Below are 13,831 nucleotides of genomic sequence, written 5' to 3' on the forward strand. Positions count from 1 at the left end.
AAAAAACCATCTGCACTCCCTCGCACTGTTTGATCAGGCGAGGGACTTTGCAGAGGTTCGTCGGTAAAAGAAGTCGGCGTTATTCGCGGGAGTGGCGAGGAAGTTTCGTCTTAATCTCAGGTAGGCTGTGGCTTGGTCGTAGGAATCGGATTACGGTCTGAACGGTCCTACAGTTTCAACTGCCCGATCGCCTTGCTCAACTCTCCCGCCAACGCCGCCAGTGTATGGCTGGTGGTCGCCGAATCCACGGTCTGCCGTACGGTGTTCTCGGTTACATCACGAATACTCACCACTGCGCGGTTCATCTCTTCAGCGACATGGCTTTGCTGTTCGGCGGCCACCGCGATCTGGGTATTGCTCTCGCGCATCTGCGCCACGGCGCCGGTGATGTCGGCGAGTGCGGCACCGGCTTCCTGGGCCTGCTTTACGCAGTCGTCAGCCTTGAACGAGCTTTCCTGCATGAAATCCACCGCGTCGCGGGTGCCGGCTTGCAGCGCCGAGACCATGCGGGTGATTTCGTCGGTGGAGCTTTGTACGCGCTTGGCCAGGTTGCGCACTTCGTCGGCGACCACCGCAAAGCCACGGCCCATTTCTCCGGCGCGGGCAGCTTCGATGGCGGCATTGAGGGCGAGCAGGTTGGTCTGTTCGGCGATGCTGTGGATCACCCCGACCACGCTGTTGATTTTCTGGCTGTCTTCGGCGAGTTTCTGGATCATCTCAGCGGTCTGTTGCACGCCGCTGGACAGCCCGGCAATCGAACGTTGCACGCGGGTGACCACTTCCTGGCCGCTGCCGGCGAGGGTGTCGGCGGTTTGCGAGAGGTCGCGGGTGGCACCGGCGTGCTGGGCAATGTGGTAGACGGTGGCGGTCATTTCGTTGATCGCCGTGGCGGCCTGGTCGGTCTCGCTTTGCTGGCCGAGCATGCCGCGCTGCACCTCGTTCATGCTGCCGGCCAGCCGCGCGGCGCCCTCGTCCAATTGTTTGGCAGTATGGGCCACGGTGTTGACCACCCGCTGGTAGCCGGCCTGCATGGCGTTGAAGGCGCTGGCCATTTGCCCGACTTCATCCTTGCAGGCCAGGGGCACGCGGGCGGACAAATCGCCGGTCTTCTCCACATGCAGCATCACGTCCTTGAGAGTGTTGAGCTGGCTGAGCAGGAAGCGGATCAGCAGTTGTGAGGCGCAAAGCATCGCGAGCATCAGGATCGCCACCGCCAGCGCATAGTTGACGAAACGTTCGCCGAACACCTGGCGCAGGCTTGGCGCGTAGGCGAGTACGGCGACCTGCTGTCCGTCGGCACGGCGGATGACCTCGGCGCCCACCAGCGGATTGACGCCGAACAATGGCAGGTGACTGAGCTCGATCCAGCCGCTCGCGTCTTGCAAAGCTGACAGATCCTGACCTGCGCGTTGTGGGACTTGACCACGGGTGAAGGTCAGCCAGTTCTCGCCGGCGGGCAGTGGCTTGTCAGCCGGCCAGGCGTTGAGCAACTGCGCCTGGGCCTGGGCCGACACCTGGGACGCATGGCTGCGCGCCTGTTGTTCGAGCTGGACGGCATACAGCACCAGCAGCAGGGTAGTGATGAAGGCCACCGCGTTGACGGCCCAGAATTTGTATTTAAGCGAGATATTGCTAAGCCAGGCACCCATGGAAGGTTTTCTCTGATAGCGGAAACAGCATTGGCAAGGTGCCATTATTGTGCCGCTACTCAGGAAAGCGTTTTTGACATGGGTCAATGCGCCGCATCACTCCACGGCAGGCAGGCCGAAAAAGGCGCGGGCACAGGCGGTGCTGTGCATCGCCAGCTCTTCCAACGTTTCATTGCGATGCAGGGCAACTTCGCGCAGCACTTCAGTGAGGAAGGCCGGTTCATTGCGGCCGTTCTTCGGCTTCGGGCGCAGCGTGCGCGGCAGCAGGTAGGGCGCGTCACTTTCCAGCATCAGACGGCCACGGGGAATTTCCCTGACCAATGGGTGCAGATGCGTCCCACGGCGCTCGTCGCAGATCCAACCGGTGATGCCAATGTGCAGGTCGAGGTCGAGGTAGCTGAAGAGCGCCGCTTGTTCGCCAGTGAAACAATGCACCACGGCGGCGGGCAGATGGTCACGGTAGTCCTTGAGAATCTCCAGCAGGCGCTGGTTGGCGTCGCGCTCGTGAAGGAATACGGGAAGTTTCAGCTCGACGGCCAGGGCCAGGTGTTCCTCGAGGACTTTTTCCTGCTGTGGGCGCGGCGAAAAATCACGGTTGAAATCCAGTCCGCACTCGCCGACGGCGCGCACGCGTGTTTCGCCGAGCAAGTCGCGCAAACGTTGGGCGCTGTCGCGGTTCCAAGCGCTGGCGGAGTGGGGATGGATACCAGCGGTGCTGAACAGGCGTTGTGCGCTTTCATCGAGTTTTACGCACAGTTCCAGGGCCTGCTCGCTGCCTTCGACGCTGGTGCCGGTGAGCACCAATTGTTGCACGCCAGCGGCGTAGGCACGCTCGAGAACGGCCGAGTGCCTCTCGTCGAAACTGGGGTTGGTCAGGTTGACGCCGATATCAATGAGTTGCATGGTGCTATCTCCGCCTGCGGCCGGAAAGCATATCAGAGCTGTAGATTTATAAGAAAAACGAAGAACTACAACGCGTTATCGCTGTCTTTGAACGTCGCAAGCGACATTGTGCCGGGCCCGCTGCCTTTCACTGTGTCGCCGTTGCGCGCCTTGCCAGCGCTTAAAGCGCTCTGTTTCTGACGCCCAACACCTCGCTTTTCACGAAGGCGTTGGCCAGTATTCTTTCCGGAGAGCGGATGATCCGACCCTCGGCTTTGCTTTTAGTGTGCGTGACGTTGCTGCTGCCCATGGCGGCGGTCGCGCGTCTGGATGGGCCGCTGGAAGTGACAAAGCCCGGCAAGGTGCGTGACCTGGCAGACATTCGTTCCAGTCGCACCCTGCGTGTACTGGTCAACCAGAGCCGTAACAGCTCCGGTGAAGTGCAGGGCCAGGCCATCGGTGTCGAATACCATCGCCTGCGTGCGTTCGAGCAATACCTCAATGGCCATGCCCGTGATGGCCAGCAAATCAACCTCAAGATCATCCCCAAGGCCAAGGAGCAGTTGCTTGGCGCACTGGCCCGTGGCGAAGGCGACCTGGTTGCCCCTGGCGAATTGTTGGACGTGAAGGCCGCGCACAAGATCAGCACCAGTGCCCCGATCGCCAGCGATGTGCCGTTGTGGCTGGTCGGCGTCAAGGGTGAACGCCGGTTTACCAGGTTGGAGCAGTTGTCGGGCCGCACCCTGACGCTGACCACCGGCAGCGCGGCGGCGGATGCGATCAGCCAGGTCAACCAGAAGCTGGCCCTGCACAAGCAGCCGCCGATCAAGGTGGAATGGGTCGACCCGAGCCTGGCGGTGGAAGACGTGCTGGAGATGGTGCAGGCCGGGATCTTTCACCTGACCATCGTGGAAAAGCCGATTGCCGAACGCTGGTCGAAAATCCTGCCCAAGTTGCGCTTTGACAAGCAGGTGGCCATCAGTGAGCCGGGTGACGAGTACTGGTTCGTGCGCCAGGATGCGTCGATGCTGTGGGCGAGCATCGATCGCTTCCTCAAGACCTATCACACCCCCTCCGACCAGGATGTGGCGTTCCAGCGTATCTATCGACGTCTCTATCAAGTGCGCAACCCGTTGGCCCGCGCCGATCGTCAACGCCTGGAGAAACTGCGCCCGATCCTGCAAAAGCATGCACGCGAGCAAGGCATGGACTGGTTGAACCTGGCTGCGCTGGCCTTCAAGGAGTCTGCGCTGGACCCTGGCGCACGCAACAGCGGTGGGCCTACCGGTTTGATGCAGATCACGCCTTCGGCGGCGCAGCGGGTGGGCGTCAACAATATCGAGAATCTGGACAGTAATGTGCAGGCGGGTGCGCGCTACCTGGCGATGATCCGGCGTAAGTTTTTCGCCAGCCCCAAGCTCAATGAGCGCGAACGCATGGCCTTTGTGCTGGCTGCGTATAACATGGGGCCGGAGCGGGTGCAGGGCATGCGTACCGAAGCCAGGCGCCGGGGGCTCAACCCCAATCAGTGGTTTTTTCAGGTTGAACGCATTGCCATGGAGCAGGTGGGGATGGGCGGCGTCAGCTATGTTAATAGTGTCAACAAATACTACCTGGCGTTCGATCGGGAGCGGGAGTCCCTGGAGCCGCCAGCGGCGAAAGTTGCTTCTCGCAAATAATCGATTTTATCGATGTTGATAAGGCAATTTTTCGGCTTTTATCATTGTTTAAACTGATTAATATAGCGGCCAACCAACCCCTACCTGAAAAAGGATTTACCCCATGAGCCCACTGATCACCCGCGTCCTGTCCACCCGTGCCGGCTACGGCCTGACTGTTCTGCGCATCTTCGTCGGCATTATCTTCGCTGCCCACGGCTCGCAAAAACTTTTCGGCTGGTTTGGCGGCGGTGGTCTGGCGGGAACCGCCCAGTGGATGGAAAGCATCGGCCTGGCGCCGGGCACGCTGATGGCCGTGCTGTCGGGTGGCACCGAGTTCTTTGCCGGCCTGGCGCTGATCATCGGCCTGCTTGCACGCCCAGCAGCATTGGGCCTGACCTTCCTGACACTGGTGGCGATCTTTTCGGTGCACATTCATAACGGGCTGTTCATGGCCAACAATGGGTATGAATTCGCCCTGGCCCTGCTTGGCGGCTCGCTGGCGGTGCTGTTCGAAGGTGCCGGCAAACTGTCGGCCGACCGCGCCATCGCCAACTGAGCGTTTCGCACCTCATGAGAGGCCCGCCCTGTGCGGGCCTTTTTCGTTGCTCGGGATTCTTGACACTGCCCCGCCAGCTTCTCTAGGATGCTGCTCATGCGCCGATTTAAACAGCTAATTGCGGGGCGCCACTGGACTCGATGCAGTCCGACAGAACCATGCACTCGTCAGGAGGCACGGGTCGAAATACCGCTAAAGCGCTGGTTCGGTGTTGCCTCTCACCTGCCTGCAGACTTTTGAGGCAGAGACACGACACGATGAATGCACTACGCCCCCTGATACGCCTGGCCCCGATCACTGCGGACCTGACTCAACGCAACCCGAAAATCCTCCTGGGCGGCAAGCACCAGCCGACGCTGCTGCGTTACCTGGACGGCTGGCCACGTCGCACCGGTCGGCCTTCGGCGTTCTTGATCCAGTTCGTGGAAGATGGCGACTCCCTGGCCCGTTTTGCCAGTAACAGCTTTGACCTCGCGGTGATCCAGGCGCCGAGTGCAGACAACGCCGAAGAGGTGATCCGCCAACTGACGCGGATTGCCCGACAAGGGCTGATTGCCCGTCGCTGATTTCCAACCCCACATGTTCAGCTGAAGCCCGCGGGCGGCCATCGGCGTCGACACAGCCAGCGATAACGTACCCAGGCGATCAGGCATAACACCAGCGGTACCGTTACGATCAGCAGCAGCTTTAGGTTCCGCTCGAAGCGGTGCAGCGGCGCGTACGCCTGAGTCTTGAGGGCATGGAGTTCCATGGGCAGGCGCAGGCGCTCTTTGTTGAGCGCTTGCAATTGGGTATTGGTGTCCACGGCCTGGGTGCCCAAGCGTGTGGCCTGTGGATTCAACCGCTGCCACGCTTGCTCGGTACGCTCAAGGCGACGTTCCAGTTCTGCGGCCGTTTCCCGATAGGCCTGTGCGGCGGCTTCGCGCATGGGTTCCAGGGTGCTGAGTGAATGCGAGGTGAGGCGCGGACGAATATTCGCCAGTTCTGCGGGAGCCGCCAGGTTATCCAGGGTATTCAATACGAACTGCACGTTGCTGTTGGCCGTTGTCTGGCTGACGGCGTCCGCGAGTAAATCGGTATCGGCAACCACCACCACCTCGATTCGGGCAGCCTTTTGTAAGCCTGGCGGCTGTCCCCTGAGACCGTCAGGAAATGCCGAGTAGGCCGGCCCCTCCAGGCGAGCGGCGATCACATGGCGCTGACCCGAGGTGGAAGCTTCGTCGATGAGTGAATCGAACGCCGTCGCTGAAGCGAAACGCCCGGCGTCCAGCAGCGCAGACTGCCGGGAGCTTTGCAGCAGCGGGGTGAACGTCATCCGGCTTTTTCGTGTGCGCAAGAGTGCGCCACTGCTTGATACGCTCAGGCTGTCGAGTTTCCAGGTGCTGATGTCGTGCGCGGTCATTGCCAGGCGTGGCAGTTTCAACCTGGCTGGGTGCAATACGGTAGGCATGCCTGGCCCGAGCGAGGCCGAGGAGGCGTAAAGACTGTCAACCAACAACTTGTTCGCGGGCATCCGTATGCCCCATGTGGTCAACAGGCCATCCAGCTCGGAGTCTACCGCTACGGTTTCAGCCCCCATCTCGCTCACCGGGTCGATGAAGACCATCAGCTTGCCGCCGCTTAAGGCAAATTGCTCGATGGCGTAAAGCGTTTGTTTGGCTAGCGCCCGTGGCTGTACCACCATCAAGCTACCTACAGATGGAGGCACCTGGGTAATGTTCGATGCCAACTCCACCAGGTTGAAATGCTCGCGCATTTGCTCCAAAAGGTGTCCGGCGGACTCATTCAACGGCAACCCGGACAGGAGGCCGACGCTGGGAGGCTGGGAGTGCATCAATTTATGGATCAACTGGCTGATTTGATACTCGAGCAACGGCTCGTCGTCGGGGTTGAACGCTTCGATACGTTGTGTGCCCTGGCCGGCACGCGTGCCTATAAGGCCGAGGTATCCCTGTGTGTCATCCAGGCCGAATAAGCTGGCTTTGTAGGCGTCTTCTGAAAAAGGAGTGGGGTCAATAACATGCAAATTGATCATGCCCTCGGCGGCTGCTTCGAATTCCTGGAGCAAGTCTTCTACGCGTTGGCCGAAGCGTTTCATAATGCGGCTTTTCTTCGGTGCAGTAAGCGAGTTGAAATAATACAAGTCCAGCGGGCTATCAAGTGTTGCGAGCAGTTGCCGCGTGGATGGCGATAAGGTGTGAATTTTCTGTTGTGAAAAGTCCCAGCGAATATCGGGTAGTTTGTTTATCCAGACCAGATTGAATGCCAGGAACAGTAATGATATGACGATCAATGTCATACCCGTACGAAGAGCGGATCGCATCAGCGATTTTCCTTCTCAGCTGTTTTTATAGTTGAGTGTGACAATGGATGCAGAGAGAAAAGCAAGGATCATGCTGACAAAATATAAACAGTCATGAAGTGTTATTTTGCCGTTGTCCATTGAGCTGAAGCGGGAAATCGGGTCAAGCCTCATCACGCTATCAACTATCCAGATCGGTGCCTGATGTTCAAGTGCATCCAGGATTGAAGAAAGCCCGCTGATGGTCAGCAGCAAGCCCATCGTCAATAGGAAAATTACAAGGCGCTGGTGCGTGAGTACACAGATAAAACAACCGGCAGCTAGATAACTTCCTGCCAGCAGCCAGCTTGCCAGAAATTGTGATGCGATTACCCCGTTATCAGGCGTTCCAAGATAATGGGCGGCGATCACTATAGGAAAATTCAACAACAGCGCAGCACTGCATACCGCCCAGGCTGCCAGGAATTTTCCGATCACCCGTTCTGCTGAGGTGACGGGCAGGGTTTTGATCATGTTGGAAAATCCGGCGCTGTGTTCATCAGACCACATGTGCATGGATAAGGTGGGTATCAGTAGCAGATAGAGCCAGGGGTGCAGCTCGAAAAAAGCCTGCAAGTCGCTGCTGTCTCGCTCCATCCAGCGGTAGGTGTGCAATCCCAGCGCCGCACATAGCACCAGGAAAAACGCCACGCTCAGGTAAGTGATGGGGGTGCTGGCATAACTGGCGAGTTGGCGTTTGAAAATGAGGGGCAGCAGTTTCAAGGCGATACCTCGTGGCTCAGAGGGTGAACGGCATCGTTCAAGCGACCTGGCTCCAGATGCAGTGACGTTATGTTCCAGCCGCGATGGGTAATGAGTGAATTGATGGCGGGGAAGATGGCGTGCCCGGGCATGGCCAGAACCGTCACTTTGCCTGGGTTTAGACGGTCTTCTTCGATGCCTGCAACCCCTGGTAATACCGCAAGCGCGAGTAGATCCAGGGGCGGGTCCGCTGCGAGGGTCACCGCCTGGAAGTGCCGGGAACTGCGCTGCAAATCATCCAGCGAAGCGTCGATAATCAGTCGCCCGCTTGCGATGACCAGGGCGCGGGTGCAGATGTCGGACAGCCAGTCGTAATGGCGGGAGGCAATGATGACGCTCATTTCCTCGTTAAGGGACTGAACAAGCGCCCTGAATTTGAGCCGTTGCTCGGCGTTCATCCCTTCCATGGGCTCGTCCAGCAGGAGCACGCTGGGGGAATGCACAATGGCTTGCGCAATCGCGACTCTGCGCTTCAAGTCCTGGCTGAGCACATCGATGGGGCAGTTGAGTACAGGAAGTAGCTCCAGTCGTGTGGCGACCCGGTCCACGTGCCTGCGTTTTTCGGCGCCGCTGAACCCTCGAGCGGCGGCAACGAAGTTGAGGATGCTTTTGACCGACAGCGTGTGATGGGTGATTCCCCCTTGAAGCTGGTAGCCAACGGCTTGCCTGGCGAGAACTGAATCGGTCTGGGTACTGAAACCCTGAATACTGATATGCCCACTGGTGGGCTTGATCATGCCGGAAAGCAAATTCAGCAATGTTGTTTTACCGGCGCCATGCTCGCCCAGCAAACCCACGCATTCCTTGCGTTGGGCACAGAACGAAAAGTCGCTGATCACGCTTTTTTTGCCCAGGTACTTTGTCAGGTTGCTGACCTCGATCATAGGATTACCGAATCTATTGGGCGGTGCCTGAAGAAAGTTTCGTTAGTGTGTGGTGGTGCCTTAAAAAGACTACGTTCAATACCCGTGCTTGGGAACGCTGGGTGCACTTAATAAGTAAAGTCCTACGTTTGAGTTGATTACGTACTGAAACAATTGTTGTGTGTTGAGTACTTAATAATGGTCGGATATTTGTCTGATATTTATATAAGGTTTTCTTTTTATAATGAGGCCTGACTGCCATGATGCTTTTACGTACCCTTGTTCTTGAGCGCAGCGGCGAGAATGCCCCGGTCAACGGCGCACTGCTGTGTGGGTTCGCTGTCGAACAGACTGCTTCCAACTTCCTGGTGTATAGCTTTGATGAAGAAGCCGAGCCTGGTCATTCCAGGGTGTATATCGCGGCCTTGCGCAAAAAACTCGAGCGGTATTTCCTTGGCGGCGTCGAGTCCAAAGAGGATTTGCAAGTAGCGATGCAAGTCTTCAAGCAAATCCTGATGATGGCGGCGGCATCGGGCAATAAGGACAGTGCCCTCAATGAATCTCAGGTTCCGTTTCATTTCATTGACCTGAAAGGCTGCAGGTTGCCGCCTGCCAGGCCCGAGGACCATCACTCGGTGATCGTCAAGAAAGCCCTTGTGATGAAGGTGATTACATTGGGCATGTCTGCCCCTGCTGCGCCTGCGATCGAAAGCAGCGCAGTCATCGTGCCTTCCATTCGCTTTTCATCACAAATGGTTGCACCGCCCCGAGGCAAGAGCCAGCCCAAGTCCGCCCCGCCGCCTGTGGAAGAAGCCCTCGTTGAAGAGCCACCTCATTCACAGGTCACGGAATCCGAGGTGCCGGAGGTGCCGCAGGTGCCAGCCGAACCCCGAGCGCAATCCGTTCAGGCAGAACACCTCGAAACCCCGTCGTCCTCCCTCTCTCCTAGAGAACATACCTCCATGCTTGAGATAGACAGTACGCTGAGCAATCTCGCAAGGGTTGCCCAGGAATTGACGCAGAAAAAACAGGCCGTTACCGAACGCGAAGAGATGCTTGAACAGTGGCAGGCCCGACTGCAACAACAGCAGACCCAGCAGGATGAAAAAAGCCGGGCGTTGGACCAACGCCATTCGCGACTGCAGGAGCAAGAACTGGAGGTGAGTCAAAAGACCGAAAAGATGGTGCTGATGATGTCGCAGCTATCGCTGATGCGACAGCGCCTGCAAGGCACGCTCGTTGAACTGGACCAGGTACTCGATGGACAGGGCTGAGTCGATGAGCCTGTCGATCTGGAAACTTTGCGCCGTTGATTTATCATCGCTCCCCGCCAGCCGACGCCAGGGTATGATGCCGTGGCCTGTCGACACTAATGGACATTGCCTGGGGATGTGCGCGTTTGAGTACCAAGCTGATTACCAAAGAAGGCCATGAAGCGCTGAAAAAGGAGTTGGACTACCTTTGGCGTGAGAAGCGCCCGGACACGACGCGCAAGGTGACGTGGGCGGCTTCTCTGGGAGATCGCAGCGAAAACGCGGATTACCAGTACAACAAGAAGCTGTTGCGTGAGATCGATCGGCGGGTGCGCTACCTGCGCAAACGCCTCGAAGATATGCGCGTGGTGGAATACATGCCCGAGCAGGAGGGCAAGGTGTTTTTTGGGGCGTGGGTCGATGTCGAGAACGAGCAGGGCGAGACCAAGCGTTTTCGCATTGTGGGGTATGACGAGATCTACGACCGAATGGATTACATCTCTATCGACTCTCCCATGGCGCGTGCGCTGCTGCGCAAGGCGGTGGACGATGAAGCCATCGTGCAGACCCCCGGCGGTGAGGTGTGCTGGTGGATTACCCGGATTGAATATGTGAAATAGCAACGAATGGCGCTTGCTCCGAGTGGAGCAAGCGCCATTCGTGTTTCAGCCCTCGCGCAGCACCGTCAGCGGGCTGGCGTTCAACGCACGGCGTGTACCGAACACCCCGGCGCCACCGATCAGCACCGCACCGATCACAGGCAGCAGCAACAGCCAGGGGTGAGGGTGCCAGGCCAGATCGAAGGCATAGCGGTACAACACCCAGGTCACCAGTTCCGTGCCCAGTGCCGCCAGCAAACCACTGACCGCCCCCAGCAGGCCGAACTCGATGCGCCGGGCCTTGACCAGCAGCCTGCGCTCGGCCCCCAGTGCACGCAGCAGCGCACCCTGGCGGATTCGCTCGTCCAGGGTGGCCTGCAAACCGGAAAACAGCACGGCCATGCCCGCGGCGAGCACGAACAGCAGCACGTACTCCACCGCCAGGGTCACCTGGGCGAGGATGCTGCGCAGCTGTTCCAGCAGGGCCTCGACCTGCAGGATAGTGACGGCCGGGAAGGCTCGGGACAGGTCGACGATCTGCTGATCATGCCCTGGCGCCAGGTAGAAGCTGGTCAGGTAGGTGGTCGGCAAATCCTTCAAGGTGCCCGGTTGGAAGATCATGAAGAAGTTGGGCTGGAAGTTGTCCCAGTTGATGGTCCGCAGGCTGGTGACCCGGGCCTCGCGATTCTCCCCGCCGATGGTGAATACCAGATGGTCGTTGAGCTTGAGTTTCAGGCTTTCAGCCACCTTGGCTTCCACCGACACTCCGGGAATGTCATCGCCCGGTTGCGCGGTCCACCAGGTACCCGCCGTCAGTACGTTACCTGGGGGCAAGTCGGCGGCCCAAGTCAGGCTCAGGTCCCGTTGCACGGCGCGATCGCCGCTGGAATCCTTGCTGACAATCTCTTGTACGGGTTCGCCGTTGATGCTGATCAGCCGACCGGGCACGACGGGATAGAGCGGTGCCGATTGCGCCTGGACTTCCAGAAGGCGGGCGCCAAAGGCGTCTTTGTCGGCTGGCAGGATATTGAGCGCGAAGTAGTTGGGCGCATCCTTGGGCAATTGGTTCTGCCAAGTGTCGAGCAGTTCACCGCGTAGCAGGGCGATCAAACCCATGGACAACAGGATCAAGCCAAACGCCAGGGACTGGCCGGCGGCGGCCAATGGATGGCGCAGCAATTGGCCCAGGCCCAGTCGCCACGGCAAGGAGGCGCGCGCAAGTAACCGGCGCAGGCTTTGCAATAACAGCAGCAACAAGCCGCCGAGGATCAGTGCGGCTACCACGCCGCCGCCCAATAACGCGAAGGTCAACACCAGGTCGAGGCTCAGGCGCCACATGATCAGGCCCAGGGCGAAGAGCGCCGCCCCATAAACCATCCAGGTGCTCGAGGGGATAGGCAGCAGGTCACGACGCAGTACCCGCAGCGGCGGCACCCGGCCCAGTGCGGCCAGGGGCGGGAGGGCGAAGCCGGCGAGGGCAACCAGCCCGGTGCCGATCCCTGCAACGGCCGGTAGCAGCCCGCCGGGTGGCACGTCTGCGGGCAACAGGTCGTGCAGGAAGTAGAACAGACCAAATTGCGCGAGCCAGCCGAGGAGGGCGCCGGCCAGGCTCGCCAACAGGCCCAGTACGCTCAGTTGCAGGCTGAACAGCAGCATGGTCTCGCGTCGTGACAACCCCAGGCAGCGCAGCAGGGCGCTGGCGTCGAAGCGGCGGCTGGCAAAGCGGTTGGCCGACAGCGCCACGGCCACGCCGGCCAGTAACACCGCCACCAGGCTGGCCATATTCAGGTAACGCTCGGCCTTGCCCAGGGCACCGCCGATCTGCTGGTTACCATCGCGCGAGTCCTGCAGGCGCTGGTTGGCCGCGAGGCCCGGCTTGACCAGGTCGCGATAGGTTTGCAGTGCCGTGCTGCCGGGCGGTGCGCGCCACAGTTCGCGGTAGCTCACGCGGCTGCCAGGCTGGACTACGCCGGTGGCGTCCAGGTCCGCCAGGTTGATCATTACCCTGGGCGTGAGGCTGTAGAAATTGCCGGCGCGGTCGGGCTCGTACGTCAGTATGCGTGCCAGGCGCAGGGTCTTCATGCCCACGTCGATGCTGTCGCCGACCTTCAGGTCCAGCGCTGTCAGCAGCCGCGCTTCCACCCAGGCTTCACCGGGTTTGGGGCCGCCGCCTGGGGTTTCGGCGCCAAAGGGCTCACCCGTACTTTTGAGTTCGCCGCGCAACGGGTACTGCTCGTTGACCGCCTTGATACTGGAGAGCTGGATGCCGTTATCCGCGGCGATAACGCTGGAAAATTCGACGATGCGCGCATGATCCAGGCCCAGCTCGGTGCCGGACCTGACCTGCTCGGGGCGGGCCGGCGAGCTGCCTTCGAGTATCAGGTCCGCGCCCAGGAACTCGGTGGCGCGCAGCAGCATGGCGCCGTTGAGGCGCGCGCCGAAATACCCGATAGCGGTGCTGGCGGACACGGCCACCAGCAGCGCGAAGAACAATACACGCAGTTCACCGGCGCGGGCATCGCGCAGTAATTGGCGCATGGCAAGGCTGAACAGACGTAACAACGGCAGGCGTGCCATCAAGGCTCCAGGGGCGCGACCATCAGGCCGGCTTCAAGGCGGATCAGGCGTCGGCAACGATGGGCCAGGCGCTCGTCATGGGTGACCAGTACCAAGGTCGTGCCGCTCTCTTTATTGAGTTCGAACAGCAGGTCGCTGATGCGCTCGCCGGTGTGGCTGTCGAGGTTGCCGGTGGGCTCGTCGGCAAACAGTACGTCCGGCTCGGCGGCAAACGCGCGGGCAATCGCCACACGTTGCTGCTCGCCGCCGGACAGCTGGCGCGGCGAATGGGTCAGGCGCTTGCCAAGGCCGACGCGCTCCAGCAGGTGCGTGGCGCGCTCGCGGGCATCTTTGCGGCCGTCGAGTTCCAGTGGCAGCATGACGTTTTCCAGCGCATTGAGGCTGTCGAGCAACTGAAAGGACTGGAACACGAAGCCCACGTGTTCGGCACGGATCCGCGCGCGCTGGTCTTCGTCGAGGCTGCTCAACGCTTGACCGGCCAGGGTGACTTCACCGCCGCTGGGCAGGTCAAGGCCGGCCAGCAGGCCGAGGAGGGTGGATTTGCCGGAACCGGAGCTGCCGACGATAGCCAGGCTATCGCCCTTGTTCAGTTCCAGGCTCAGTTCGTGCAGGATAGTCAGTTCACCTTCCGCGCTGGGAACCACTTTGCTGAGGTTTCGCGCGGTGAGAATGCTTGCGCCCATGGAGA

Annotated in this window: 12 protein-coding genes; 5 read left to right on the plus strand and 7 right to left on the minus strand. The window is 59.9% G+C overall.

The annotated features are described in order from the left end of the window. Positions 1-167: 167 nt before the first annotated feature. On the minus strand, positions 168-1,649 hold the full coding sequence (locus C4J88_RS08015) for a methyl-accepting chemotaxis protein (RefSeq protein WP_124406671.1): 1,482 nt from the start codon (positions 1,647-1,649) through the stop codon (positions 168-170). Between the two features lie 96 nt (positions 1,650-1,745). Next, positions 1,746-2,552, minus strand: coding sequence for a TatD family hydrolase (locus tag C4J88_RS08020; protein WP_124406672.1), 807 nt, complete (start codon positions 2,550-2,552; stop codon positions 1,746-1,748). Between the two features lie 236 nt (positions 2,553-2,788). On the opposite strand from C4J88_RS08020, the gene C4J88_RS08025 reads away from it, so the two are divergent. The 3 genes from C4J88_RS08025 to C4J88_RS08035 all read left to right on the plus strand — a co-directional run bounded on the left by C4J88_RS08025 (position 2,789) and on the right by C4J88_RS08035 (position 5,314). Then, the gene (locus tag C4J88_RS08025; RefSeq protein ID WP_124406673.1) at positions 2,789-4,210 is read left to right on the plus strand and encodes a transglycosylase SLT domain-containing protein; all 1,422 of its coding nucleotides are present in this window, start codon (positions 2,789-2,791) and stop codon (positions 4,208-4,210) included. A gap of 103 nt (positions 4,211-4,313) precedes the next feature. After that, complete coding sequence (locus C4J88_RS08030) at positions 4,314-4,748, plus strand: DoxX family protein (protein WP_124357637.1); 435 nt, start codon at positions 4,314-4,316, stop codon at positions 4,746-4,748. A gap of 257 nt (positions 4,749-5,005) precedes the next feature. Then, complete coding sequence (locus tag C4J88_RS08035) at positions 5,006-5,314, plus strand: class I SAM-dependent methyltransferase (RefSeq protein ID WP_124366363.1); 309 nt, start codon at positions 5,006-5,008, stop codon at positions 5,312-5,314. Between the two features lie 17 nt (positions 5,315-5,331). Here C4J88_RS08035 and C4J88_RS08040 read toward each other — a convergent pair whose 3' ends face one another. Genes C4J88_RS08040 through C4J88_RS08050 form a run of 3 tightly spaced genes read right to left on the minus strand, consistent with a single transcriptional unit; the run spans position 5,332 to position 8,735 of the window. Next, positions 5,332-7,071 (minus strand): Gldg family protein, encoded by a 1,740-nt coding sequence (locus C4J88_RS08040; RefSeq protein WP_124406674.1) that lies wholly within the window; start codon positions 7,069-7,071, stop codon positions 5,332-5,334. Between the two features lie 15 nt (positions 7,072-7,086). Next, positions 7,087-7,812, minus strand: a complete 726-nt coding sequence (locus C4J88_RS08045) for an ABC transporter permease (RefSeq protein ID WP_124406675.1) — start codon at positions 7,810-7,812, stop codon at positions 7,087-7,089. Next, on the minus strand, positions 7,809-8,735 hold the full coding sequence (locus C4J88_RS08050) for an ABC transporter ATP-binding protein (RefSeq protein WP_124406676.1): 927 nt from the start codon (positions 8,733-8,735) through the stop codon (positions 7,809-7,811). The genes C4J88_RS08045 and C4J88_RS08050 overlap by 4 nt, the downstream gene beginning before the upstream one ends. 239 nt (positions 8,736-8,974) lie before the next feature. Between C4J88_RS08050 and C4J88_RS08055 the strand changes: the two genes are divergently transcribed. Both C4J88_RS08055 and greB read left to right on the plus strand, forming a co-directional pair. After that, positions 8,975-9,988, plus strand: a complete 1,014-nt coding sequence (locus tag C4J88_RS08055) for a hypothetical protein (RefSeq protein WP_124406677.1) — start codon at positions 8,975-8,977, stop codon at positions 9,986-9,988. A 125-nt stretch (positions 9,989-10,113) separates the two neighbouring features. Further along, the gene (gene greB, locus C4J88_RS08060) at positions 10,114-10,587 is read left to right on the plus strand and encodes a transcription elongation factor GreB (RefSeq protein ID WP_124406678.1); all 474 of its coding nucleotides are present in this window, start codon (positions 10,114-10,116) and stop codon (positions 10,585-10,587) included. 45 nt (positions 10,588-10,632) lie between these two features. On the opposite strand, the gene C4J88_RS08065 is transcribed toward greB, so the two are convergent. Together C4J88_RS08065 and C4J88_RS08070 are read right to left on the minus strand one after the other, a co-directional pair. Then, the gene (locus C4J88_RS08065) at positions 10,633-13,143 is read right to left on the minus strand and encodes an ABC transporter permease (RefSeq protein ID WP_124406679.1); all 2,511 of its coding nucleotides are present in this window, start codon (positions 13,141-13,143) and stop codon (positions 10,633-10,635) included. Continuing rightward, positions 13,143-13,826, minus strand: a complete 684-nt coding sequence (locus C4J88_RS08070; protein ID WP_124406680.1) for an ABC transporter ATP-binding protein — start codon at positions 13,824-13,826, stop codon at positions 13,143-13,145. Before C4J88_RS08070 ends, C4J88_RS08065 begins: the two co-directional genes overlap by 1 nt. Between the last annotated feature and the right edge of the window lie 5 nt (positions 13,827-13,831).

Origin of the sequence: Pseudomonas sp. R4-39-08, from assembly GCF_003852275.1 — a bacterium.
GTDB lineage: Bacteria > Pseudomonadota > Gammaproteobacteria > Pseudomonadales > Pseudomonadaceae > Aquipseudomonas.